Here is a 24154-nt window from a genome sequence, read left to right on the forward strand (position 1 = left end):
GTCGTTTTTATTTCTACAAGCCCAGAACACCATGGCTGTTTCGTCTTCCCGTCGTTTTGCTGCAGGCCTGCGCGGCCGACCTGCCAGATCCTTGCTGGCCTTATCCGTGGTGGCTGCCGCTGCCATGCTGTCGGCCTGCTCCAAGAAGGAGGCCTTGCCCGAGCCGATACGTGCCGTCAAGCTGCTGACCGTGGGCGAGGGGAAGATCGAGGCGGCGCAGGAATTTACCGGTGATGTGCGCGCGAGAGTGGAGTCGCGCCTGGGCTTTCGCGTCGGTGGCAAGATCATCAAGCGCGAGGTGGAACTGGGCCAGCGCGTGAAGGCCGGCCAAGTGCTGGCGCGTCTGGATGCGCGAGACTATCAGCTCAGCGCCGATGCAGCGCGTGCACAGGTCGCTTCGGCCACCACCCAGCGCGATCTGGCGCAGGCCAATGCGCAGCGCTTTCGCGCTTTGCGAGCCCAGAATTTCATCAGCGCTGCCGAGATGGAGCGCTACGAGGCCAATCTGAAGGCGGCGCAGGCGTCGCTGGACCAGGCCAAGGCCCAGTTGTCCAGCCAGTCCAATCAGGAAAACTACACCCAGCTGCTGGCCGATGTGGACGGCGTGATCACCAGCGTGGATGCCGAGCCCGGCCAGGTCGTGGCCGCAGGCACGCCGGTGGTGCGCATTGCGCAGGATGGCGCGCGCGATGCGGTGTTTGCCGTACCCGAAGACCGCCGTGCCTCCATCCGCATGGGCCAGGGTGTGCAGGTCAAGCCCTGGTCTGACGAAAGCCAGGTGGTGCGCGGTCTGGTGCGCGAAGTCGCGGCCAGTGCCGACCCTGCCACGCGCACCTATCAGATCAAGGCCGCGCTGCAGGGAACGGATCTGCCTGCGCTGGGGGCTACCGTGCGCGTCGTGCCCGAAGGCATGAGTGTGGCCAACACGGCCGTGGGCGGCAGTGTCATCAAGCTGCCCACCACGGCGCTGCGCCAGGATGGTGGTGGCGGCCAGGGCACGGCGGTATGGCTGTTCGACCCTGCAAGCAGCACCGTGCAACTGCAAAGCGTGCAGGTGGCCACGGCGGACGGCAACGAGGCGGTGATTGCCTCGGGCCTCAAGCCCGGCATGCAGGTGGTGGCAACAGGCGTGCATGTGCTCAACCCTGGGCAGAAGGTCACCGTCTATCGTGACAAATATGCCAAGCCGCAAGAGAAACCTGCATCGAATCAGCCTCAAGCGCAGGACAGTAAAGCGCCAGCAGCTACAGAAGGCGTAGCGCCTGCAGCACCCGTGACGGCGGAGGGTGGCAAATGAGCGCCAGCGGACACAAGCCGGGTGGCGGCGCGCATTTCAATCTCTCACGCTGGGCACTCGATCATGTGGCGCTGACACGCTACTTCATGGTCGTGCTCATGCTGCTGGGCTTTGCGGCCTATTTCCAGCTGGGGCAGGATGAAGACCCGCCGTTCACCTTCCGCGCCATGGTCATCCGCACCTACTGGCCGGGTGCCACGGCCGAGCAGGTGGCCCAGCAGGTGACGGACAAGATAGAGCGCACCCTGCAGGAGGTGCCTTATGCGGACAAGATCAGCAGTTACTCCAAGCCGGGAGAGTCGCAGGTCATCTTCCAGCTCAAGGACACCTCGCCCGCCAAGGAGGTGCCCCAGCTCTGGTACACGGTGCGCAAGAAAGTCGGCGATATGCGCTACACCCTGCCTCAGGGTGTGCAAGGACCGTTTTTCAATGACGACTTCGGCGATGTCTATGGCGTGATCTACGCGCTGCAGGCCGAAGGTTTCAGCAATGCCGAGCTCAAGGTGCTGGCCGATGATGTGCGCCAGCAACTGCTGCGCGTGCCCGATGTGGCCAAGGTCGAGCAGTTTGGCGTGCAGGACGAGAAAGTCTATGTCGAGCTGTCGCAGCGTGCCACGCAGATGGGGCTGAACCTCAAGCAGGTGCTCGATCAGCTCAACCAGCAAAACGCCGTGACCTCTGCCGGCACGCTGCAAACGCCCGCCGAGATGCTGGTGCTGCGCGTGCAGGGGCAGTTCAGCGATCTGGCGCAGCTGCGTGAAATGCCGATTCGCGGCCCTTCGGGGGTGCAGATTCGCCTGGGCGATATTGCCGAGATTCACCGTGGCTACGCCGACCCTGCCAATGTGAAGGTGCGCTTCCAGGGCGAGGGAACGATTGCCCTGGGTGTTTCCATGGTCAAGGGCGGGGACATCATTGCCCTGGGCAAGGCGCTCAAGCAAACGACGGACCGTATCAGCAAGAGCCTGCCCGTGGGCGTGGTGCTCAAAAACATGCAGGACCAGCCCAAGGCCGTGGCCGATTCGGTCAGCGAATTCGTCCAGGTGCTGGTCGAGGCCGTGGTCGTGGTGCTGGCCGTGAGCTTCATCAGCCTGGGCTTGCACCGACGCGAAGGTCAGCAGCCGCTGTACAAGCGCTGGTACATAGACCCCCGTCCCGGTCTGGTGGTGGGCATCACGATTCCTCTGGTGCTGGCGGCCACCTTCCTGGCCATGTGGTACTGGAATATCGGCCTGCACAAGGTGTCGCTGGGCTCGCTCATCATCGCCTTGGGCCTGTTGGTGGATGACGCCATCATTGCCGTGGAGATGATGGTGCGCAAGATGGAGGAGGGCTACGACAAGTACCGCGCCGCCACCTTCGCCTACGAGATCACTGCCAAGCCCATGCTGACTGGCACCTTGATCACGGCCACGGGCTTTTTGCCTATCGGCATGGCCAAGTCCATGACGGGGGAGTACACCTTTGCCATTTTCGCGGTGACGGTCATTGCGCTGGTGCTGAGCTGGTTTGCTTCGGTCTATTTCGTGCCCTATCTGGGCACGCTGCTGCTCAAGAAACCGCCGCATGCGGCCAAGCTGCCGCCCGAGGTGGCTTCGGGCGAGGTGTCGGCCGAAGAGGCCGGCATCAACATCGACAACAGCGAGCATGAGCTGTTCAACACGCCGTTCTACAACCGCTTTCGCACCATGGTGAACTGGTGCGTCAAGCACCGCTGGCTGACGATTGGCGCGACAGCGCTGATTTTTGCGCTGGGGTTGGTCGGCATGGGCCGTGTGCAGCAGCAGTTTTTCCCGGACTCCAGCCGCCCCGAGGTGCTGGTGGACATCTGGTTCCCCGAAGGCACGGCGCTGCGGGCCAACGAAGAGGTGACGCTGCGGGTCGAACAGCGCTTTCTGAAACTCGAAGGCGTGGAAACCGTCAGCGAATGGATTGGCTCCGGCGTGCCGCGTTTTTATCTGCCGCTGGATCAAGTCTTCCCGCAGAACAACGTCTCGCAGTTCATCATCGTGGCCAAGGATCTGAAGGCCCGTGAGGAAATTCGTAAAAAGCTGCCGGCCTTGATGGCCGAGGAATTCCCGGAAGTGCGGGCTCGCGTCAAGCTGCTGCCCAACGGCCCGCCCGTGCCCTATCCGGTGCAGTTCCGCGTCATGGGTACGGATGCGGCCAAGCTGCGCGCCTATGCCGACGATGTGAAAAAGCTCATGCAGGACAACGCGAACATGCGCGGTGTCAACGACAACTGGAACGAGTCCATCAAGGTCATCCGCCTCAAGGTCGACCAGGACAAGGCTCGTGCGCTGGGAGTGACAAGTCAATCGATTGCCGATGCCACCAGCATGCAGTTCTCGGGCACGACGGTGGGCCAGTACCGCGAGGGAGACAAGCTTATTGATATCGTCATGCGTCCGCCCAAGCAGGATCGCGATGCGATTTCCGATATTGCCGACGTCTATGTGACTACTGGCGGAGGTCAGTCCATTCCGCTGACCCAGATCGCCAAGCCCGTCATGGTCTGGGAGCCAGGCGTGATGTGGCGTGAAAAGCGCAACTTCGCCATTACCGTGCAGGGTGATGTCCGCGAAGGCCTGCAGGGCGCGACGGTGACCAACGAGCTGCTGCCTGCGCTGCGCAAGATGGAAGAAGGCTGGCATGCAGCCGGCGATACCGCATACCGCATCGAGGTGGCTGGTGCCGTGGAGGAGAGCTCCAAGGGCTCGGGGGCCATCGTGGCGGGCATTCCCGTGCTGCTGTTCATTACCTTCACGCTGCTCATGCTGCAGCTGCGCAGTGTCAGCCGTTCGCTGCTGGTGTTCATCACCGGGCCGCTGGGTATTCCTGGCGTGGCGGCAGCCTTGCTGCTGCTGAACCGTCCCTTTGGCTTTGTCGCGCTGCTGGGTGTGGTGGCACTGATGGGCATGATTCAGCGCAACTCGGTGATCCTGATCGACCAGATCGAGGCGGGTCGTGCCCGCGGTGTTCCGGCCTGGGAAGCCATTGTGGAAGCTGCCGTGCACCGGCTGCGCCCCATTGTGCTGACGGCCGCCGCCGCCGTGCTGGCCATGATCCCGCTGTCGCGCAGCGTGTTCTGGGGGCCCATGGCCGTGGCCATTATGGGGGGATTGATCGTGGCGACGTTCCTGACACTGCTGGCGCTGCCCGCCATGTATGCAGCGGCATTCAGGATCCGGCAGCCGCAGTGATGCGGCGTTTGTTCTGGATGGCGCCGATTTGCGGCTAGAATCTGCGTCTTGACCCCAGTCTGTGCCGAGGTGCACAAGATTGGACCGCGCGGGTGGCGAAATTGGTAGACGCACCAGGTTTAGGTCCTGACGGTGGCAACACCGTGCCGGTTCGAGTCCGGCTCCGCGCACCAGATTTGGCAGTCCTCTGCCCAGGCCCGTTCCCTTGTGAGGTACGGGCTTTTTCTTTTTTGCCGCCTTTTCAGGCAAACCCCTGATATCCGATGACGGAGGCCACGCAGCGCCTCGTTATAATGGTCGGCTTCGCCTGTTCCTGATTTGTGCAGATGCCCGGTGCGAGCCGCAGGGATATTGCATTGCTGCCGGGAACCCCGGTGCATGGGAGCAGGCTTCGGAAAATTTGTGGTGCCGCATGCCGCGATGAGTTCGCCAAGCGTGCGCGCACTGTGACTTTGCGCAATACGGTGCGGGTTGCACGGCAATCTGCACGGTCCTCATCCCTCTTAGGAAAAATCATGGCCGTTAACGTTGAAACTCTTGAAAAGCTCGAGCGCAAGATCACGCTGAGCGTGCCCCTGTCCTCTATCCAGTCCGAAGTGGATGCCCGCCTGAAGAAGGTGGCTCGCACTGTGAAGATGGACGGCTTCCGTCCCGGCAAGGTGCCCATGAGCGTTGTGGCCCAGCGCTATGGCTACTCCGTGCAGTACGAAGTGCTGAACGACAAGGTGGGTGAGGCTTTTGCTGCTGCCGTGAACGAAGCTGACCTGCGTGTTGCCGGTCAGCCCAAGATCAGCGAAAAGGAAGGCGCCCCCGAAGGCGAAGCCCAGTTCGAAGCTGTGTTCGAAGTGATGCCCGAAGTCAAGATCGGTGATCTGACTGCCGCCGAAGTGGAAAAGCTGTCCGCCGAAGTGGACGACGCTGCCATCGACAAGACCGTGGACATCCTGCGCAAGCAGCGCCGCACTTTCACCGAGCGTGCCGCCGGTGAAGCCGCCGCTGACGGCGACCGCGTGACCGTGGACTTCGAAGGCAAGATCGACGGCGAAACTTTCGCTGGCGGCAAGGCTGAAGACTTCCAGTTCCTGGTTGGCGAAGGCCAGATGCTCAAGGAATTCGAAGACGCAACCCGCGGCATGAAGGCTGGCGAGTCCAAGACTTTCCCCCTGGCTTTCCCCGCTGACTACCACGGTGAAGATGTGGCCGGCAAGACTGCCGACTTCCTGGTGACCGTCAAGAAGGTCGAAGCTCCCAACCTGCCCGAAGTCAACGAAGAATTCGTCAAGACTCTGGGCGTGGAAGGCGGCTCCGTGGCTGCTCTGCGCGACGACATCAAGAAGAACCTGGAGCGCGAGGTGAAGTTCCGCGTTCAAGGCCGCAACAAGCAAGCCGTGATGGACGCTCTGGTGTCCGTGGCCGAGCTGGATCTGCCCAAGGCTTCTGTGCAAGCTGAAGTGGGCCGTCTGCTGGAAGGCGCCCGTGCCGAGCTGCAACAGCGTGGCATCAAGGATGCGGCCAAGGCCGAGATCCCCGAAGACATCTTCCTGCCCCAGGCCGAGCGCCGCGTGCGTCTGGGTCTGGTGGTGGCCGAGCTGGTCAAGACCAACAACCTGCAAGCTACGACCGAGCAGATCAAGGCTCATGTGGAAGAGCTGGCTTCCAGCTACGAAAAGCCTGAAGACGTGGTGCGCTGGTACTTCGGCGACCGCAACCGTCTGGCAGAAGTGGAAGCCGTTGTGATCGAAAACAACGTGACCGACTTCGTGCTGGGCAAGGCCAAGGTGACCGACAAGGCCGTGTCCTTCGACGAACTGATGGGTCAGGCTTAATTGCCGGCCTTTTATCGGTGCTAGCCCTAGGGCGGTATCGATAAGTTAAAAAGCGGGGCTTGTGCTTTTGCGCGCAAGCCCCATTTTCTTTTCAGAATGCGGCTACAGTAGGCGCATAGCACTGGAGAAAACATGAGCGCATTGGATACATTGGGTTTGGGCATGGTGCCCATGGTCATTGAACAGTCGGGCCGCGGTGAGCGCTCCTATGACATTTATTCGCGTCTGCTCAAGGAGCGCGTGATTTTCCTGGTGGGTGAAGTCAACGATCAAACCGCCAATCTGGTGGTGGCACAGCTGCTGTTTCTGGAGAGCGAAAATCCCGACAAGGACATTTCCTTCTACATCAACTCGCCCGGCGGCAGCGTGACCGCTGGCATGGCGATTTTCGACACCATGAACTTCATCAAGCCTGACGTGTCCACACTGTGCACAGGCATGGCTGCGAGCATGGGGGCTTTCCTGTTGTCCGCCGGCGCCAAGGGCAAGCGTTACGCACTGCCCAATGCCCAGGTCATGATTCACCAACCCTTGGGTGGTGCGCGTGGTCAGGCGACCGAGATCGAAATCCACGCCCGCGAAATCATCAAGACCCGCGAGCGCCTGAACAAGATCCTGGCCGAGCGTACCGGCCAGCCGCTGGAAAAGATCCAGAACGACACCGAGCGTGACTATTTCCTTTCGGCCGATGAGGCTAAGGAATATGGTCTGGTGGACCAGGTCATCAGCAAGCGTTCCTGAAAACCATAGCGCCTGACGCTTGTCCGTATTGGGCTGGGAGGCGCTTATGGTGAAAAGGCAGGATGCTGAATAAACCTCCTGCCGAGATGCTCGGCGGCGTTTGTCCCTGAAGGGCAAACGCCGCCTTGTCTTTAGTTATCATTAATTTTCGTTTTTTCGTAACGAGGCACAGCCCCCATGGCCGACAAAAAAGGCTCTTCCACCGAAAAGAATTTGTATTGCACCTTCTGTGGCAAAAGCCAGCATGAGGTCAAGAAGCTGATCGCTGGTCCCTCCGTCTTCATCTGCGACGAGTGCATTGATCTGTGCAACGAGATCATTCGCGATGAGCAGCCGGCCGCTGATGCCAAGGACAGTCGCGGCGATTTGCCAACGCCCGCCGAGATCAAGACCAACCTCGACAACTATGTGATCGGTCAGGAGCAGGCCAAGCGTACGCTGGCCGTGGCGGTCTACAACCACTACAAGCGTCTGCGCTACAAGGACAAGGCTGGCAAGGACGAGGTGGAGCTGACCAAGAGCAATATCTTGCTGATCGGCCCCACAGGCTCGGGCAAGACTTTGCTGGCCCAGACCCTGGCGCGCCAGTTGAACGTGCCGTTCGTGATGGCCGATGCCACCACGCTGACCGAAGCCGGTTATGTGGGCGAAGACGTCGAGAACATCATCCAGAAGCTGTTGCAAAGCTGCGACTACGACGTGGAGCGCGCGCAGCGCGGCATCGTCTATATCGACGAAATCGACAAGATCTCGCGCAAGTCCGACAACCCCAGCATCACGCGTGATGTTTCGGGTGAAGGTGTGCAGCAGGCCCTGCTCAAGCTGATTGAGGGCACCATGGCCAGCATTCCTCCCCAGGGTGGACGCAAGCACCCCAATCAGGACTTCCTGCAGATCGACACGACCAATATTCTGTTCATTTGCAGCGGTGCTTTTGCGGGTCTGGAAAAGGTCATCGAAAACCGTACCGAGGCTTCGGGCATCGGTTTTGGTGCTACCGTCAAGAGTAAGAAGCAGCGCTCCATCTCCGATATCTTCCTGGAGATCGAGCCTGAGGATCTGATCAAGTTCGGCATCATTCCCGAGCTGGTGGGGCGTATGCCCGTGGTCACGGCTTTGGCCGAGTTGAGCGAGGATGCGCTGGTGCAGATCCTGACCGAGCCCAAGAATGCTCTGGTCAAGCAATACAGCAAGCTGCTGGCCATGGAAGGGGTGGAGCTCGAAATTCGCCCTGCAGCCCTCAAGGCCATTGCCCGCAAGGCTCTGGCGCGCAAGACCGGTGCCCGTGGCCTTCGCTCCATTGTCGAGCAGGCGCTGATCAGCACCATGTTCGAGCTGCCGACTGCTGAAAACGTGGAAAAGGTGGTGGTGGAAGAGGCCACTATCGAAGACGGTAAGGAGCCATTGCTGGTTTACCGCGAGGCCGCGAAAAAGGCCTGATACTTTGCAGGTGGTCAAGGTGACGGCGATGTTCGCCGGCCTGCCGCCTGGGCTGAAAGGCAATGCCCTTGGGCTGGCAAAAACAATTTGCTCCCAAGGGTTGAAATACACCGGTAGGCGGACCATCTTCCGCTGAGAAACCGAGGATACCTATGTCTGGACAAACCCCTTTGCCTTCTACCGAGCTGGAACTGCCGCTGCTGCCCTTGCGCGATGTGGTGGTGTTCCCGCATATGGTGATTCCGCTTTTTGTGGGGCGTGCCAAGAGCATCAAGGCTCTGGAGCTGGCCATGGAGGGCGACCGCCGCATCATGCTGGTGGCGCAGAAAACCGCTTCCAAGGATGAGCCTGCAGCGGAAGACATGTTTGATGTGGGCTGTGTGTCCACCATCTTGCAGTTGCTCAAGCTGCCCGACGGCACGGTGAAGGTGCTGGTCGAAGGTCAGCAGCGGGCCCTGGTCAAGCAGGTCAAAGACGAGGAGTCGCATTTCACGGCTTCCGTCGTGCCTGTGGAGGCCGAGGGCGATGCGCATGAGCAAAGCGAGATCGAAGCGCTGCGCCGTGCCGTGACCCAGCAGTTCGACCAGTACGTCAAGCTCAACAAGAAGATTCCCCAGGAAATCCTGACCTCGATCGCCAGCATCGACGATGCTGGCCGTCTTGCCGACACCATTGCTGCGCATCTACCTCTCAAATTGGAGAGCAAGCAGGCCGTGCTGGACCTGGTGGATATCAAGATTCGCCTGGAAAACCTGTTCGAACAGCTTGAGCGCGAAGTGGACATCCTCAATGTCGACAAGCGCATCCGTGGTCGCGTCAAGCGCCAGATGGAAAAGAACCAGCGCGACTTCTACCTGAATGAGCAGGTCAAGGCCATTCAGAAGGAGCTGGGCGAGGGTGAAGACGGCGCCGACATCGAGGAAATCGAGAAAAAGATCAAGCTCGCCAAGATGCCCGCCGAGGCCCGCAAGAAGGCTGAAGCCGAGCTCAAGAAGCTCAAGCTGATGTCGCCCATGTCGGCGGAAGCCTCTGTGGTGCGCAACTACATCGAGGTGCTCACCGGTTTGCCCTGGAGCAAGAAGACCAAGATCAAACATGATCTGACCAATGCCGAGACCGTGCTCAACGAGGACCACTTCGGCCTGGAAAAGGTCAAGGACCGCATCCTTGAATATCTTGCCGTGCAGCAACGCGTGGACAAGGTCAAGGCACCCATCCTGTGCCTGGTCGGACCTCCTGGCGTGGGCAAGACCTCGCTGGGCCAGTCCATTGCCAAGGCGACCGGCCGCAAATACGTGCGCATGGCGTTGGGCGGCATGCGCGACGAGGCTGAAATCCGTGGCCACCGCCGCACCTATATCGGCGCCATGCCGGGCAAGGTGCTGCAGAGCCTGGAGAAGGTCAATACCCGCAATCCTTTGTTCCTGCTCGACGAGATCGACAAGCTGGGCATGGATTTCCGTGGTGATCCGTCAAGCGCCTTGCTGGAAGTGCTGGACCCCGAGCAGAACAACAAGTTTGGCGACCACTATGTGGAGGTCGACTTCGACCTGTCCGATGTGATGTTTGTGGCGACTTCCAACTCCATGAACATTCCATCGGCCTTGCTGGATCGTATGGAGGTGATTCGCCTGTCGGGTTATACCGAAGACGAAAAGACCAATATCGCCATGCGCTACCTGTTGCCCAAACAGATCGGCAACAACGGCGTCAAGGATGGTGAGCTGGAAGTGACCGAATCGGCGATCCGCGACATCGTGCGTTATTACACCCGCGAGGCTGGTGTGCGCTCGCTGGAGCGCGAACTTTCCAAGATCTGCCGCAAGGTGGTCAAGGGTCTGCAGCTCAAGAAGCTTGAACCCAAGGTGGTGGTGACGGCCGACAACCTGCCTGATTACCTGGGCGTGCGCAAGTTCAGCTATGGACGTGCCGAACTCAACAACCAGATCGGCCAAGTGGTGGGCCTGGCCTGGACCGAGGTGGGCGGCGATCTGCTGACCATTGAAGCAGCAACCATGCCCGGCAAGGGCGTCATCACACGAACCGGCTCGCTGGGCGATGTGATGAAGGAGTCGGTTGAGGCGGCCCGTACCGTGGTGCGCAGCCGCGCACGCATGTTGGGTATCAAGGATGAGGCTTTTGAGAAGCGTGATATCCACGTTCACGTGCCCGATGGAGCCACGCCCAAGGACGGCCCCAGTGCGGGCGCAGCCATGACTACGGCTTTTGTATCGGTGCTCACAGGTATTCCTGTGCGCGCTGACGTGGCCATGACCGGCGAAATCACCTTGCGTGGCGAAGTCACTGCCATTGGTGGTCTCAAGGAAAAGCTGCTGGCTGCACTGCGTGGCGGTATCAAGACCGTGTTGATTCCTGAAGAGAACGTCAAGGATCTGCAGGAGATTCCGGATAACGTCAAGAGCGGCCTGGAGATCGTTCCCGTCAAGTGGATTGATCAGGTGCTCAAGGTCGCTCTGGAGCGCGAACCCCAGCCTCTAGCCGAAGAAGAAGTGGCGGCCGTTCCAGCGGCAGATGCCAAGTCTGTGGAGCCTGCCGTCAAACATTGATGGCTGATTTATGAAAAATGTGGCGTTTTTCCTGAGAGTCCTCAGAACTGCGCTACAATTCACCCATCGCAGCAAACGACGTTGTACAATGTCTGGCTTCGGTGGTTATGCGGGAATAGCTCAGTTGGTAGAGCGATACCTTGCCAAGGTATAGGTCGACGGTTCGAACCCGTTTTCCCGCTCCAGGTTTCAGAACCTGTAGCAATACAGGTTCGCATCAGAAGGCGATGAGTCTTTTGAATGCGGGAATAGCTCAGTTGGTAGAGCGATACCTTGCCAAGGTATAGGTCGACGGTTCGAACCCGTTTTCCCGCTCCAGGTTTTCAGAACCTGTAGCAATACAGGTTGCATCAGAAGGCGGAAGTCTTCTGAATGCGGGAATAGCTCAGTTGGTAGAGCGATACCTTGCCAAGGTATAGGTCGACGGTTCGAACCCGTTTTCCCGCTCCAGGTTTCAGAACCTGTAGCAATACAGGTTCGCATCAGAAGGCGATGAGTCTTTTGAATGCGGGAATAGCTCAGTTGGTAGAGCGATACCTTGCCAAGGTATAGGTCGACGGTTCGAACCCGTTTTCCCGCTCCAAATTTTTGTGATAGCGGCGCGATAGCAAAGCGGTTATGCCCCGGATTGCAAATCCGGTTAGACCAGTTCGACTCTGGTTCGCGCCTCCAGATAAGCCAGAACTCTCATGAGTTCTGGCTTTTTCTTTTTGAGCTCTCAGAGAGCCTCTCCCCATTGTTGGCAAGTCCTTCAACGATCAAACTGGCAGCGCCCCAGCGCGCTTGGACCCGCTAACGTCACCCTTGATGCGTTGTTTTTCAGCCTTGCCGTACTTTTGTACGGCTTGTGGCTTCGACTGACGCAACCCGATGCCTTGTCTTACCCACCAAATCTGCGATTTGCCGGGTGACGTTAGTGGCCCATAGTCTTGTTGGACGATGGGCAGGCATATGTTTTTTCTTACGCTGTCTCCATGTTGGGTCCAAGCCGATGTGGCGATTCCTGCCATGGTCGAAATCCTGGTCACGGCCGGCAGCTGTCCGACGAGGCTTCGCTCAAGAACACTGAAAGCTGATCTCGAGGAGGTGGCCAATGCCACCCTGTTCCTGACCAGTTATGTGACCGAAGCCGCACTGCCTGTGGACGACGGCCTTTCCGCCATGCTGGTGACGGCGCTGTAAGAAAGAGTCTCAAGAGATGAGTGAACCCGTGAATCAGTGGCCGCAAACGCTGGAAGAGCGTATCGACCGCCTGGAATCGCTGGATGCGATCCGTCAGCTGGCAGGCAAATATTCCCTGTCGCTGGACATGCGCGACATGGATGCCCATGTCAACCTGTTTGCGCCCGATATCCGCGTGGGCAAGGAGCGCGTGGGGCGCGAGCATTTCAAGGCTTGGCAGGACAGCACGCTGCGTGATCAGTTCACGGGCACCTCCCACCATCTGGGCCAGCACATCATAGAGTTCGTGGACCGGGATCACGCCACCGGCGTGGTCTATTCCAAGAACGAGCATGAGTGCGGCGCCGAGTGGGTCATCATGCAGATGCTGTACTGGGATGATTACGAGCGCATTGACGGCCGGTGGTTCTTCCGCCGCCGTCTGCCTTGCTACTGGTATGCCACGGATCTGAACAAGCCGCCGATAGGCGATATGAAGATGCGCTGGCCCGGTCGCGAACCCTATCACGGCGCCTTCCATGATCTGTTCCCGAGCTGGAAGGAATTCTGGGCCCAGCGCCCCGACAAGGACGAGTTGCCGCAGGTGGCCGCACCAGCGCCTCTGGAGCAGTTTCTCAAGATCATGCGCCGTGATACACCGCCCCCGCGCATGCGTGTGCGCTAAGGAGTCCGCATGGGTCAAATTCTTTTCACGCCCGTCAAGCTGGGCAAGATTGCGTTGCAAAACCGCGTGGTCATGGCGCCCATGACGCGCAACCGTGCTGCCGAGGATGGCGTGCCCACCGAGCTCATGGCCGAGCATTACGGCCAGCGCGGCGATGCTGGCCTGATCGTGGCCGAAGGCAGCTGGCCCGAGGTCACGGGTCAGGCCTACTGCCGCCAGCCCGGTATAGAGACCGCCGAGCATGTGCGTGGCTGGCGACGCGTGACCGATGCCGTACATGCGCGCGGCGGCTCCATCGTGCTGCAGATCATGCATTCGGGTCGTATCGGCAGCAGCCATATCAAGCCACCAGGCGTGCGCTCCGTATCGTCTTCGGCGGTGCAAGCGCAGGGTCAGATATGGACCGATGCGGCAGGCATGCAGGATTTTGATGTGCCGCAGGCCCTGACCACGCAAGAGGTGCGTCAGGCCATTGCCGAGCATGCGGCCGCCGCCAGGCGCGCCGTGGATGCGGGCTTTGACGGCGTGGAGCTGCACGGCACCAGCGGCTATCTGTGCATGCAGTTCATGAGCTCGGGGGTCAACCGGCGCAGTGACGAGTACGGTGGCAATGCCGCCAATCGCGTGCGCTTTGCGGCCGAATGCCTGGCAGCCATGGGAGATGCGATCGGGGCCGAGCGCGTGGGCCTGCGTCTGAATCCGGGCAACACCTATAACGACACCTCGGACGAGAACTCCGCGGCCACGCATGCCGAGCTGATGCGCCAGGCCGCGAGGCAGGGCATTGCCTATCTGCATGTGATGCGGGCGGTGTCGGACCCTGGCATCGATGCCTTCAAGCTGGCGCGCGAGAACTTTGGTGCCAACCTCATACTCAACGACGGCTTCGATGCGCAAAGCGCCGAAGCCGCGCTGCAGGCCGGTGACGGTCAGGCCATCTCGTTTGCGCGCCACTTCATCGCCAACCCCGATCTGGTGCGGCGCATGCGCCTGGGCTTGCCGCTGTCGACGTTCGATCGCAAGACGCTCTATACAGAAGGAGCAGAGGGCTATAACGACTATGCCCAGGCAGCAGAGGCGCTGACCACCTGATCCGCGAAGCCTGCTTGAGAAAGCCTCGGGTCAATGATTCCAAGGCACGCAAGCTGTTTATCGTGTTGGCCGCATTTTCCTGGGGGGATGCGGCATTTTTTGTTCACGTCGCCAACTTGCGCCCGGATGTCGACACGAGCTAATCCGAATGGCTGTCAGGGTTTGGGAGTATTGCGCCTCAATAGCCGCCAATCAGGCGTGGAGTGCTATTGATTTTGTATAAGACGGCGCCTCTTCGTTAGTCTCAACGGACGATGTTTTCAAGGCTTCTCATCTCCAGAATCAGCTGCATCACTACAGCTGAACTGGGTTGGAGGCCCCGACATCATGATGGAAATACGTGGACTGGCGTACGTTGTTGCCGAGAGCTCTGATTTGGACCGTTGGGTCGGCTATGCACGCGATGTGCTGGGCATGATGCCCAGCACCACGGCGGGTGGCGATCTGCTGATCAAGATGGATGAGCGTCAATTCCGCTTCCAGGTGCAGCCTGGCCGCAATGACAAATACTCGGCATCCGGCTGGGAGGTGGCCAACAAGGAAGCCTTTGAGCAGGCGCTCAAGGTGCTGCAGGCTGCCGACGTGCACTACGAGATGGGCAGCCCCGAGCTGTGCGCCAAGCGCCATGTGCAGCAACTGGTCATCGTGATGGATCCATCGGGCAACCGCCACGAGATCGTCTGGGGCTTCAAGTCCGACTTCACTCACTTTGCCTCGCCCCAAGGGGTGTCGCGCTTCATCACCGGCGACTACGGCCTGGGCCATACCGTGCTGCCAGCGCCCGAGTTCGACAAGACCGTGGCTTTTGCGCGCGACGTGCTGGGTTTTGGCCTTTCTGACATCTACAACTTCAAGCCTGCGGGCGATGCCGGTCCCACGATCCGCATCCACTTCTTCCACTGCGCCAACGGCCGCCACCACAGCCTGGCGCTGGCGGAGTTCCCCGCGGCCAGCGGCTGCGTGCACGTGATGGTCGAGGTGGACAACATGCCCGAGGTGGGCCGCGCCATGGACCGCATGCAAAAGAGCCAGGTCAAGCTGTCCGCCACCCTGGGCCAGCACACCAACGACAAGATGATTTCGTTCTACATGAAGACGCCCTCGAACTTCGATCTGGAGTTCGGCTATGGCGGCGCCATCGTCGACTGGGATCAGCACATCACGCATGAGTTCACAACCGTAAGCCTCTGGGGGCACGACTTCAGCGTGGGCCGTCCCGAAAGCAAGCAACAGGAGGCATGAGACATGGCCAATAAATTGATGACGGCAAAAGAGGTTGTGGCATCCATCAAGGATGGCATGACGATTGGTATCGGTGGCTGGGGGCCGCGTCGCAAGCCCATGGCTCTGGTACGCGAGCTGCTGCGCAGCCCCGTGAAGGATCTGACCGTGGTCGCCTACGGCGGTGCCGATGTGGGCATGCTCTGCGCGGCCGGCAAGGTCAAGAAGCTGGTCTTTGCCTTCGTCTCGCTGGACTTCATCCCGCTCGAGCCCTATTTCCGCAAGGCGCGCCAGAGCGGCGCCATCGAGGTCATGGAGATCGACGAAGGCCATATGGTGCTGGGCTTGAAGGCCGCGGGCATGCGCATTCCCTACATCCCCACCCGCGTGGGTCTGGGCACCGACGTGCTCAAGCACAACAACGGCATCAAGCTGATCGAGTCGCCTTATGACGGCAAGGAGTGGCTGGCCATGCCGGCCATCCATCTCGACGTGGCCCTGCTGCATGTGGACCGCGCCGATGCACGCGGCGTCTGCCAGATCGCTGGCCCCGACATCTATATGGACGACCTGTTCGCCCGTGCTGCCAAGAACACCTATGTGAGCTGCGACGAACTCGTGGAGTCCAGCAGCTTCGAGTCGGCCGAGGCCGCGCGCCTGGTGTTCTGGGAGCGCTCCGAAACCACGGGTGTGGTGCATCTGCCCGGTGGTGCTCACCCCACTTCCTGCGCGCCGCTGTACGGTTTTGACGTCAAGCACTTCAAGGAGTACGTGGCCAGCAGCAAGGAAGAGGGTGGCTGGAGCGACTACCAGCAAAAGTACCTGCGGTGCACGGAGCAGGAGTATCTGGAAAAAGTGGGCGGCATGGAGGCGATCAAGCGCCTGCCCCTGCCCGTGTTCTGAGGAGGCGGAAGATGAGTGAAATTGCATTGGTGGATCGCGTCATCTGCGCCGCGGCACGTGCCTGGGAAAACGACGGCGAGGTGCTGGCCACGGGCATTGGCCTGGTGCCGCGCCTGGCGGCATCGCTGTGCATGAAGTCCCTGAATCCGGACCTGATGATGACGGATTCCGAAGCCTGGATCGTGGGCGAGCCTGTGCCCGTGGGGCCGCGCGGCGACTACAAGATCAAGCGCGAAACCTGGATGGGCTTCTCGCGCATCTTCGACAATGTCTGGGGCGGCAAGCGCCATGCCATGGTGGGGCCGGTGCAGGTGGATCGCTTCGGTCAGGGCAATATCTCCATGGTCGGCAGCGACTACGCGCGACCCAAGTCCATGATGCTGGGCGTGCGCGGCTTTCCGGGCAACTCCATCAACCACGCCAACTCCTTCTTCGTGCCCAACCACAGCACCAAGGTGTTTGTGGAAGGCGAGGTCGATGCTGTGGGTTCGGTGGGCTACAACCCCGCGCGTCTGGCCAAGGGCTGGACCCTGGAGGAAACCACCGACATCCGCTTCATCTTCACGAATCTCTGCGTGATGGACTTTGGCGGCCCCGGCTATCAGGCGCGTCTGTTGTCCCTGCACCCCGGCGTGAGCGTGGAGCAGGTGCAGCAAGCGACGGGCTTTCCCTTGCACATCCCCGAGAGCGTGGGCGTGACGCCCGATCCCACGCCCGAGCAGCTGGCATTGCTGGCCCAGCTCGATCCGCACAATCTGCGCTCGACAGCGATGGGGGCCTGAGATGGAAAATGCGGCTGCCAGCGAATTCGTGACGCGAGAGGACCAGGCTGTCTACGAGACGCAAGAGCCCGTGCTCTACAGCGTGGACAACGGTGTCGCCACGGTCACCATGAACCGGCCCACGTTCAACAACGTGCAGAACTCGCAGATGACCTATGCGCTGGATGCGGCATTCCGCCGCGCCACCGACGACGACAGCGTCAAGGTCATCGTGCTGCGCGGCGAAGGCAAGCACTTCAGCGCGGGCCACGACATAGGTTCGCCGGGCCGCGACATCAACAAGCCGTTCGAGCGCGTGCATCTGTGGTGGGACCACACCAACAAGCCCGGTGGCGAGCAGCTGTTTGCGCGCGAGCAGGAGGTGTATCTGGGCATGTGCCGCCGCTGGCGCGACATTCCCAAGCCCATGATTGCCATGGTGCAGGGGGCCTGCGTGGCCGGCGGCCTGATGCTGGCCTGGGTCTGTGATTTGATCGTGGCCAGCGACGATGCCTTCTTCCAGGACCCAGTGGTGCGCATGGGCATTCCGGGGGTCGAGTACTTCGCGCATGCCCATGAGCTGCACCCGCGCATCGCCAAGGAGTTTCTGCTGCTGGGCGATCGCATGACGGCAGACCGTGCCTATCAGATGGGCATGGTCAACCGTGTCGTGCCGCGTGCCGAGCTCGAGGACCAGGTTTATGCCATGGCCCAGCGCCTGGCGGCACAGCCGCGTCTGGGACTGGCGCTGACCAAGATGGTCGTCAACAAGGCAGAAGAGCTGCAGGGCTTGCGCTCCACCATGGACATGGCTTTCGGCTACCACCACTTTGCCCACGCCCACAGCCAGGCCATGGGCATGGGCCAGCTGGGCGGCCAGGACGCGAAGTCCATGGCCAAGGCCAATAAAGAAGAGTCAAAGGCATGAGCAATATGAACGATATGGGCAGCTTGCGCACCCCCATCTGCGACCTGCTGGGATGCCGCTATCCCATCATCCAGACCGCCATGGGCTATGTGGCCGGTGCCGATCTGGTGATAGGCACCACCAATGCCGGTGGCTTCGGCTTTCTGGCCGGCGCCACCATTGCGGCCGACAAGATCGAGGCCGAAATCCTGCGCGTCAAACGTGAGACCGACGACCAGCCTTTCGGTCTGAACTTTCATATGTTTCAGCCCAACGCCCAGCAGCTGCTGGACCTGGCGGTCAAGCACCGCCTGCGTGCGGTCAGTTATGGCCGCGGGCCGGACAAGAAGGTGATAGGCCGTTTGCGCGATGCAGGCATCGTCTGCATGCCCACTGTGGGCGCCTTGAAGCATGCGCAAAAAGCCATAGAGATGGGCGCCAATGCCATCACCGTGCAAGGCGGCGAAGGTGGGGGCCACACGGGCAGCGTACCGACCACGGTGCTGCTGCCCCAGGTGGTGGATGCGGTCGATGTGCCCGTGATTGCCGCCGGCGGCTTCTACGACGGCCGCGGCCTGTTGGCGGCTCTGGCCTATGGCGCCTCGGGCATTGCCATGGGTACGCGCTTTCTGATGACCAGCGACTCCAAGGTTCCTGAAGCGACGCTGCAGCGCTATCTGGCCACCAGGGACGCGGAAAAGATCGCCATTTCGCATCTGGTCGATGGCATGCCCCAGCGCATGATCCCCAACGAATATCTGGCCATGCTGGAAAAAGCCAGCCCCATGAAGCGCCTGCGCATCGCGCTGAGCCTGGCGCTGCAATGGAAGGCCGAGACCGGCATGACCACGGGCCAGGCCATCAGCATCTTCATGCAGGCCGTGCGCGAGGACTCGTCCTCCGTGGCCCAGACCGTGATGGCTGCCAACGCACCCATGCTGCTGCAGCGCTCCATGGTGGACGGCAACCCGGCCGAGGGCGTGATGTCTGCCGGCCAGGTGGCAGCGTTGATCGGCAAGCTCGACAGCTGCGAGGACGTGATCGGCGGCATCGTGCGCCAGGCCATGGAAAGACGCAATGCATTGAATGCACTGACTCCCGCATAACAACAAGCCAACGAGAGACTGGATATGTCCCTTCAACAATTTCATTCCACTATTCATGACAACGGTGTGGCGGAGCTGGTCATCGACCGTGCGCCTGTGAATGCCTTGAATGCGGCAGGCTGGAACGGCCTGGCGCGCGAGATCCAGTCGCTGGGCGACAGGCCCGAGGTGCGCGTCATCGTCATCCGCGCCGAGAACCGCGGCTTTTGCGCCGGAGTGGACATCAAGGAGCTGGCCGCCAACGACAAGCTCATCGTCAATGTGAACGCCGGCAACTACGCGACCTTCAAGGCCGTGCACCTCAACAAGGTGCCGGTGATCGCAGCCGTGCACGGTTTTGTGCTGGGCGGCGGCATAGGCATCTGCGGCTCCTCCGACATCGTGATCGCCGCTGAAGACGCGACCTTCGGCCTGCCCGAAGTGGACCGTGGCGCCATGGGGGGTGCCGCCCATCTGCAGCGCATGTTTGGCGTGCAGAAGACCCGCTATCTGTTCTTCACAGGCGAGATGATCGGCGCTGCCGAAGCTCTGCGCCTGGGCGCCATCGAGCGTGTGGTGGCGCGTGAGCAGTTGCGCGATACCGCCATGGATATCGCCAACAAGATCGCCGCCAAGAGCCCGGCCATGATCCGCATCGCCAAGGAGGCATTGACCGGCATCGAGGATGGAAATCTGGAAGACAAGTACCGCTGGGAGCAGGGCTTCACCCTGCAGGCCTATATGAGTCCTGATTCCGCCGAGACGCGCAGCGCCTTTGTGGAAAAACGCGACGCCAAGTTCTGAGTATTACCGCGCAACGAGGAGACAAGACATGGATTTGACATACACCCCGGCGCAAAAGGCCTTCCGTGCCAAGGTACGCGAATGGCTCCAGGACAACGTGCCCAAGCAGCGCCTCAAGAGCTATGACACCCGCGAAGGCTTCGAGCAGCATCGCGAGTGGGAAGCCAAGCTGGCCGCGGCAGGCTATAGCGCCGTGACCTGGCCCAAAGAGCTGGGTGGTTGCGGTTGCGATCTCAACGAATGGCTGATCTTTGAAGAGGAATATTGGGCCGCCGACGCGCCCGCCCGCGTGAACCAGAACGGCATCTTGCTGCTGGGCTCCACGCTGATGGAATTCGGCACGCCCGAGCAGAAAGCCCGTTTTCTGCCGCGCATGGCGCGCTGCGACGATATGTGGGCCCAGGGTTGGTCCGAGCCCAATGCGGGCTCCGACATGGCAGCCATCAGCAGCCGTGCGATCCGCCATGGCGACAAGTTCATTCTCAACGGCCAGAAGATCTGGTCCACGCGCGCCATCTTTGCCGACTGGGTGTTCGGCCTGTTCCGCAGCGACCCCACTTCCAGCCGCCACCATGGCCTGAGCTACATCCTGGTGCCGTTGAACACGCCCGGTATTACGGTACGGCCCATCCGCGCCATCAATGGCAGCGAGCACTTTGCAGAAATCTTCTTCGACGATGTGGAAGTGTCTGCCGAGAACCTGCTGGGTGCCGAGGGCAAGGGCTGGCATGTGGCCATGGCCACGGCAGGCTTCGAGCGTGGCCTGCTGCTGCGCTCTCCCGCGCGGTATCAGCGCAGCGCCCAAAAGCTCATTGATCTGTATCTGCGTAACCAGGTGGAGGCCGACCGCGACCACTCCATCCGTGACGCCGTACTGCGTGCCTGGCAGGGGGCGGAGGCCTACACGCTGTCGTCCTATCACACCGTCGGCCGTCTGAACAAGGGCGCGCAGATCGGAGCCGAGGCCAGCACCAACAAGATCGTCTGGTCCGAGCTGGACATCCTGATTCACGAGACAGCGATGCGCATCCTGGGTCCGCGCGCCGAGCTGACGGACGACGCCGAAGCCAATGAATGGCTTGAAGGTTTCCTGTTCTCGCAGGCCGGCCCCATCTATGCGGGCAGCAACGAGATCCAGCGCAACATCATTGCCCAGCGCATGCTGGGTCTGCCCAAATCCTAACGCTGCATTGTTTGGCAGGGAGACCACCATGGACTTCACTTTTACCGAAGATCAAATTGCTTTCCGCGACTCGGTCAGCCGCTTTCTGATGACCGAAGCCGCGCCCGAGTTGCTGCGCGATATCTGGGAAACCGAGACCGGCCGCTCGCCCGAACTGTGGGCCAAGATTGCCGAGCAAGGCCTGATGGGGCTGTCGGCTCCCGAGGCTGACGGCGGCATGGGCATGGGTGATATCGACTGGGCTTTGCTGCTGCAGGAGGTCGGCTACTACGCGCTGCCTGACTCGCTGACAGACACCGCTTATGTGGCCGTGGGCATGCTCTCGGCGCTGCCCGAAGGACATGGCGCGCGCGCCTGGCTGGCCAGGATCGCCGAAGGCCGTTGCCGCGTGGCGGTCGGCCACTCCGTCAATCCCCATGTGGCGGATGCTGCACTGGTCGATGTGCTGCTGCTGCCCCATGCCACGGCAGCCGGGATGGAGTTGCACCTGCTGCTGCCCCAGCAATGCCAGATCACGGCGCTGCACAGCATCGATGCATCGCGCCGCCTGTGCAAGGTGGAGTGGACGGCCAGCGATGCGACCCGCATTCTGGATGCCGTCCAAGCTCAGAAGGTCTGGGACCAGGCCGGTGAGCGCGGAGCACTGGCTGCCGCTGCCCAGATGCTGGGTCTGGCCCAGCGCATGCTGGACCTGTCGGTGGACTATGTGGCCCAGCGCAAGCAGTTCGACAAGGTCATCGGCAGTTTCCAGGCCGTGCAACACCACCTGGCAGACATGGTCACCAAGATCGAGTTCGCCAAGCCTGTGCTCTATCGCGCTTTCTATGCGCTGCAGCATGACGAGGCCGATCTGGCCGTGCGCATTTCGCACGCCAAGCTCCAGTGCAGCGAAGCGAGCTGGTTTGCCTCACGCAACAGCCTGCAGGTGCATGGCGCCATGGGCTACACCTGGGAAGTCGATCTGCAGATGTTCATGAAACGTGCCTGGGTGCTGGACTCTGCCTGGGGAGACAAGGGCTTTCATTCCGCGCGTCTGACCCAGGGCCTGCTGCGCAGCCCCAACGCCCCCGTCGGCCCCGGCGCCACATTCGACCGTGAAACATCCGTGTGTGGCGGCTGCGCATCGCAGGCCGTTGCCAAGAACATTGCAGAGGAGGTGGCTGCATGAGCCAGCAAGCCTATATCGTCGATGCACTGCGTTCGCCTACGGGCAAGCGCAAGGGCTCTCTTGCCGCCGTGCACGGCGCCGACCTTGGTGCCCATGTGATCAAGGCATTGGTCGAACGCAACGAAGTCCCCGCGTCGGAGTATGACGATGTGATCTTTGGCTGCGTGGACACCATAGGCGCGCTGGCCGGCGACATCGCCCGCACCTCGTGGCTGGCTGCCGGCATGCCGCTGAACGTGCCCGGCACCACGATTGACCGTCAGTGCGGCTCATCCCAGCAGGCCATTCATTTTGCGGCGCAGGCCGTGATGAGCGGCACGCAGGATGTGATCCTGGCTGGCGGCGTGCAGACCATGTCGGCCATTCCCATTTCTTCGGCCATGCTGGCGGGCCAGCCTCTGGGCTTTAGCACACCGTTTGCCGAAAGCAGGGGCTGGAAGGCGCGCTTCGGCGATGCGCCTGTCAATCAGTTCTATGCGGCACAGCGCATTGCCGACCATTGGGGCATCAGCCGCGAAGACATGGAAGTCTTTGCCAAGCAAAGCCACGATCGCGCGCTCAAGGCCATGGAAGAAGGCCGTTTCGACCGTGAAATCGTGCCCTTTGGCGACTTCCGCATGGACGAGACTGCCCGCCTTTCCACGCTGGAGAAAATGGCCACGCTGGAGCCTGTGGACCCGACCTATCCGTCCATCACTGCTGCGGTGTCCAGCTCCACCTGCGATGCAGCCGCTGCAGTGCTGGTGGTGTCCGAGGCCGCGCTCAAGCGCTACAAGCTGACACCCCGCGCGCGCATTCATCACATCAGCGTGCGTGCCGACGATCCGATCTGGCATCTGACCGCTCCCATTGCGGCCACGGAGTTCGCTCTCAAAAAGGCCGGCATGAAGATGTCCGATATTGACTTGGTCGAAATCAACGAGGCCTTTGCCTCGGTGGTCATGGCCTGGCTCAAGGAAACCGGCTACGACCATGCCAGGACCAACGTCAACGGTGGCGCCATCGCGCTGGGTCATCCGCTGGGAGCTTCGGGCGCCAAGCTCATGACCACCTTGCTGCATGAGCTGGAGCGCACGGACGGCCGCTACGGCCTGCAGACCATGTGCGAAGGCGGCGGCCAGGCCAATGTGACCATCATCGAGCGCCTCTGATTTTTCGGAAGCGCCTTCAAGACAAAGAGGGAATGGAAATGGGTATTTGCCAAGACAGAACCGTCGTCATCACCGGTGCGGGCGGCGGCCTGGGCCGCGCCTATGCGCTGGCCTTTGCGCACGAGGGTGCCAATGTGGTGGTCAATGACATCCGCGCCGAAGCGGCTCAGGCCGTGGCCGATGAAGTCAAGGTCGCAGGTGGCCGGGCCATCGCCAATACCGGTGACATCACCACCGTGGCTGGCGCCCAGTCGATTCTGGATGCCACACTGGCGGCATTCGGCGATGTGCAGGTCATCGTCAACAACGCCGGCGTGCTGCGCGACCGCATGTTCCTGAGCCTGTCGGAAGAGGACTGGGACATGGTCATGCGCGTGCATCTGCGCGGCCATTTCTGCATGGCCAAGGTGTTCGGCGGCTACTGGCGCGACCAGAAGAAGGCGGGCAAGGAGGTCGATGCCCGCATCATCAACACCAGCTCCGGCGCGGGCCTGCAAGGCTCCATCGGCCAGAGCAACTATGCGGCAGCCAAGGCCGGCATCGCCGGCCTGACCCTGGTGCAGGCAGCCGAGCTGGCCCGCTATGGCATCACGGCCAACTGCCTGGCGCCTGCCGCGCGTACCTCCATGACCGAAGGCGCCATGCCCGACCTGGTCAAGAAGCCCGAGTCCGGTTTTGACGTCTGGGACCCGCTGAACGTGGCCTCCATCGTCGTCTGGCTGGGCAGCAGCCAGTCCGCGCATGTAACGGGCCGCTGCTTCGAGGCCAAGGGCGGCGAGCTGTCCGTGGCCGACGGCTGGTTCACCGGCAAGATCCATGACAAGCAGGCGCGCTGGGAGCCCGCCGAGCTGGGCGGTGTGGTCGATCAGCTGATTGCCGCCGGCAAGGCACCACAGAAGGTCTACGGCACTTGACGACACGGCCGGGTCACGGTACCCGGCTTTTTAAAAACTCAGGAC

20 protein-coding genes and 6 tRNA genes are annotated in these 24154 nt (G+C 61.2%); 25 read left to right on the forward strand and 1 reads right to left on the reverse strand.

Annotation, left to right across the window (positions count from 1 at the left end; genetic code table 11):
- Positions 1–31 precede the first annotated feature (31 nt).
- The 12 genes from QMY55_RS06715 (at position 32) to QMY55_RS06770 (ending at position 11746) form a co-directional block, all read left to right on the forward strand.
- A complete protein-coding gene (locus tag QMY55_RS06715) occupies positions 32–1297 on the forward strand; it encodes an efflux RND transporter periplasmic adaptor subunit (RefSeq protein WP_407650637.1) in 1266 nt (421 codons plus the stop codon).
- Positions 1294–4500: an efflux RND transporter permease subunit gene (locus QMY55_RS06720; RefSeq protein WP_283487897.1), complete on the forward strand. Its 3207-nt coding sequence runs from the start codon at positions 1294–1296 to the stop codon at positions 4498–4500. Before QMY55_RS06715 ends, QMY55_RS06720 begins: the two co-directional genes overlap by 4 nt.
- A gap of 86 nt (positions 4501–4586) precedes the next feature.
- Positions 4587–4673 (forward strand) — tRNA-Leu (locus QMY55_RS06725).
- 342 nt (positions 4674–5015) lie between these two features.
- Complete coding sequence (gene tig / locus QMY55_RS06730) at positions 5016–6326, forward strand: trigger factor (protein WP_283487898.1); 1311 nt, start codon at positions 5016–5018, stop codon at positions 6324–6326.
- Between the two features lie 132 nt (positions 6327–6458).
- A complete protein-coding gene (clpP, locus tag QMY55_RS06735) occupies positions 6459–7067 on the forward strand; it encodes an ATP-dependent Clp endopeptidase proteolytic subunit ClpP (RefSeq protein ID WP_003068910.1) in 609 nt (202 codons plus the stop codon).
- Between the two features lie 177 nt (positions 7068–7244).
- A complete protein-coding gene (gene clpX, locus QMY55_RS06740) occupies positions 7245–8507 on the forward strand; it encodes an ATP-dependent Clp protease ATP-binding subunit ClpX (RefSeq protein ID WP_283487899.1) in 1263 nt (420 codons plus the stop codon).
- A 152-nt stretch (positions 8508–8659) separates the two neighbouring features.
- Positions 8660–11074 (forward strand): endopeptidase La, encoded by a 2415-nt coding sequence (gene lon / locus QMY55_RS06745; protein ID WP_283487900.1) that lies wholly within the window; start codon positions 8660–8662, stop codon positions 11072–11074.
- Positions 11075–11183: 109 nt separating this feature from the next.
- Positions 11184–11259, forward strand: a tRNA-Gly gene (locus QMY55_RS06750).
- 57 nt (positions 11260–11316) lie between these two features.
- Positions 11317–11392: transfer RNA gene (locus QMY55_RS06755), tRNA-Gly, on the forward strand.
- A 56-nt stretch (positions 11393–11448) separates the two neighbouring features.
- Positions 11449–11524 (forward strand) — tRNA-Gly (locus QMY55_RS06760).
- Positions 11525–11581: 57 nt separating this feature from the next.
- A tRNA-Gly gene (locus tag QMY55_RS06765) sits at positions 11582–11657 on the forward strand.
- Between the two features lie 15 nt (positions 11658–11672).
- Positions 11673–11746 (forward strand) — tRNA-Cys (locus QMY55_RS06770).
- 86 nt (positions 11747–11832) lie between these two features.
- On the opposite strand, the gene QMY55_RS06775 is transcribed toward QMY55_RS06770, so the two are convergent.
- Positions 11833–12084, reverse strand: a complete 252-nt coding sequence (locus QMY55_RS06775; RefSeq protein WP_283487901.1) for a hypothetical protein — start codon at positions 12082–12084, stop codon at positions 11833–11835.
- Between QMY55_RS06775 and QMY55_RS06780 the strand changes: the two genes are divergently transcribed.
- The 13 genes from QMY55_RS06780 (at position 12083) to QMY55_RS06840 (ending at position 24109) form a co-directional block, all read left to right on the forward strand.
- Positions 12083–12256 carry a hypothetical protein gene (locus tag QMY55_RS06780; RefSeq protein WP_283487902.1) on the forward strand — a complete coding sequence of 58 codons (174 nt, stop codon included), beginning with the start codon at positions 12083–12085 and terminating at the stop codon, positions 12254–12256. The two genes, QMY55_RS06775 and QMY55_RS06780, sit on opposite strands and share 2 nt — an antisense overlap.
- 16 nt (positions 12257–12272) lie before the next feature.
- A complete protein-coding gene (locus QMY55_RS06785; protein ID WP_283487903.1) occupies positions 12273–12920 on the forward strand; it encodes a nuclear transport factor 2 family protein in 648 nt (215 codons plus the stop codon).
- Between the two features lie 9 nt (positions 12921–12929).
- On the forward strand, positions 12930–14012 hold the full coding sequence (locus tag QMY55_RS06790) for an alkene reductase (RefSeq protein ID WP_283487904.1): 1083 nt from the start codon (positions 12930–12932) through the stop codon (positions 14010–14012).
- A 327-nt stretch (positions 14013–14339) separates the two neighbouring features.
- Positions 14340–15254, forward strand: coding sequence for a VOC family protein (locus tag QMY55_RS06795; protein WP_283487905.1), 915 nt, complete (start codon positions 14340–14342; stop codon positions 15252–15254).
- A gap of 3 nt (positions 15255–15257) precedes the next feature.
- On the forward strand, positions 15258–16136 hold the full coding sequence (locus QMY55_RS06800; protein ID WP_283487906.1) for a CoA transferase subunit A: 879 nt from the start codon (positions 15258–15260) through the stop codon (positions 16134–16136).
- Between the two features lie 11 nt (positions 16137–16147).
- On the forward strand, positions 16148–16918 hold the full coding sequence (locus tag QMY55_RS06805) for a CoA-transferase subunit beta (protein ID WP_283487907.1): 771 nt from the start codon (positions 16148–16150) through the stop codon (positions 16916–16918).
- 1 nt (position 16919) lies between these two features.
- Positions 16920–17825 (forward strand): enoyl-CoA hydratase, encoded by a 906-nt coding sequence (locus QMY55_RS06810; RefSeq protein WP_283487908.1) that lies wholly within the window; start codon positions 16920–16922, stop codon positions 17823–17825.
- Entirely contained in the window at positions 17822–18910 is a 1089-nt protein-coding gene (locus tag QMY55_RS06815) for an NAD(P)H-dependent flavin oxidoreductase (RefSeq protein WP_283487909.1), read from the forward strand. Before QMY55_RS06810 ends, QMY55_RS06815 begins: the two co-directional genes overlap by 4 nt.
- A 24-nt stretch (positions 18911–18934) precedes the next feature.
- Positions 18935–19693 carry an enoyl-CoA hydratase family protein gene (locus QMY55_RS06820; protein WP_283487910.1) on the forward strand — a complete coding sequence of 253 codons (759 nt, stop codon included), beginning with the start codon at positions 18935–18937 and terminating at the stop codon, positions 19691–19693.
- 28 nt (positions 19694–19721) lie between these two features.
- On the forward strand, positions 19722–20876 hold the full coding sequence (locus QMY55_RS06825) for an acyl-CoA dehydrogenase family protein (RefSeq protein ID WP_283487911.1): 1155 nt from the start codon (positions 19722–19724) through the stop codon (positions 20874–20876).
- Between the two features lie 28 nt (positions 20877–20904).
- The gene (locus QMY55_RS06830; protein WP_283487912.1) at positions 20905–22044 is read left to right on the forward strand and encodes an acyl-CoA dehydrogenase family protein; all 1140 of its coding nucleotides are present in this window, start codon (positions 20905–20907) and stop codon (positions 22042–22044) included.
- Positions 22041–23195, forward strand: a complete 1155-nt coding sequence (locus tag QMY55_RS06835; RefSeq protein ID WP_283487913.1) for an acetyl-CoA C-acetyltransferase — start codon at positions 22041–22043, stop codon at positions 23193–23195. The genes QMY55_RS06830 and QMY55_RS06835 overlap by 4 nt, the downstream gene beginning before the upstream one ends.
- A 38-nt stretch (positions 23196–23233) precedes the next feature.
- Complete coding sequence (locus QMY55_RS06840; RefSeq protein WP_283487914.1) at positions 23234–24109, forward strand: SDR family oxidoreductase; 876 nt, start codon at positions 23234–23236, stop codon at positions 24107–24109.
- Positions 24110–24154: the final 45 nt, after the last annotated feature.

Origin of the sequence: Comamonas resistens, from assembly GCF_030064165.1 — a bacterium.
Lineage (GTDB): Bacteria > Pseudomonadota > Gammaproteobacteria > Burkholderiales > Burkholderiaceae_C > Comamonas > Comamonas resistens.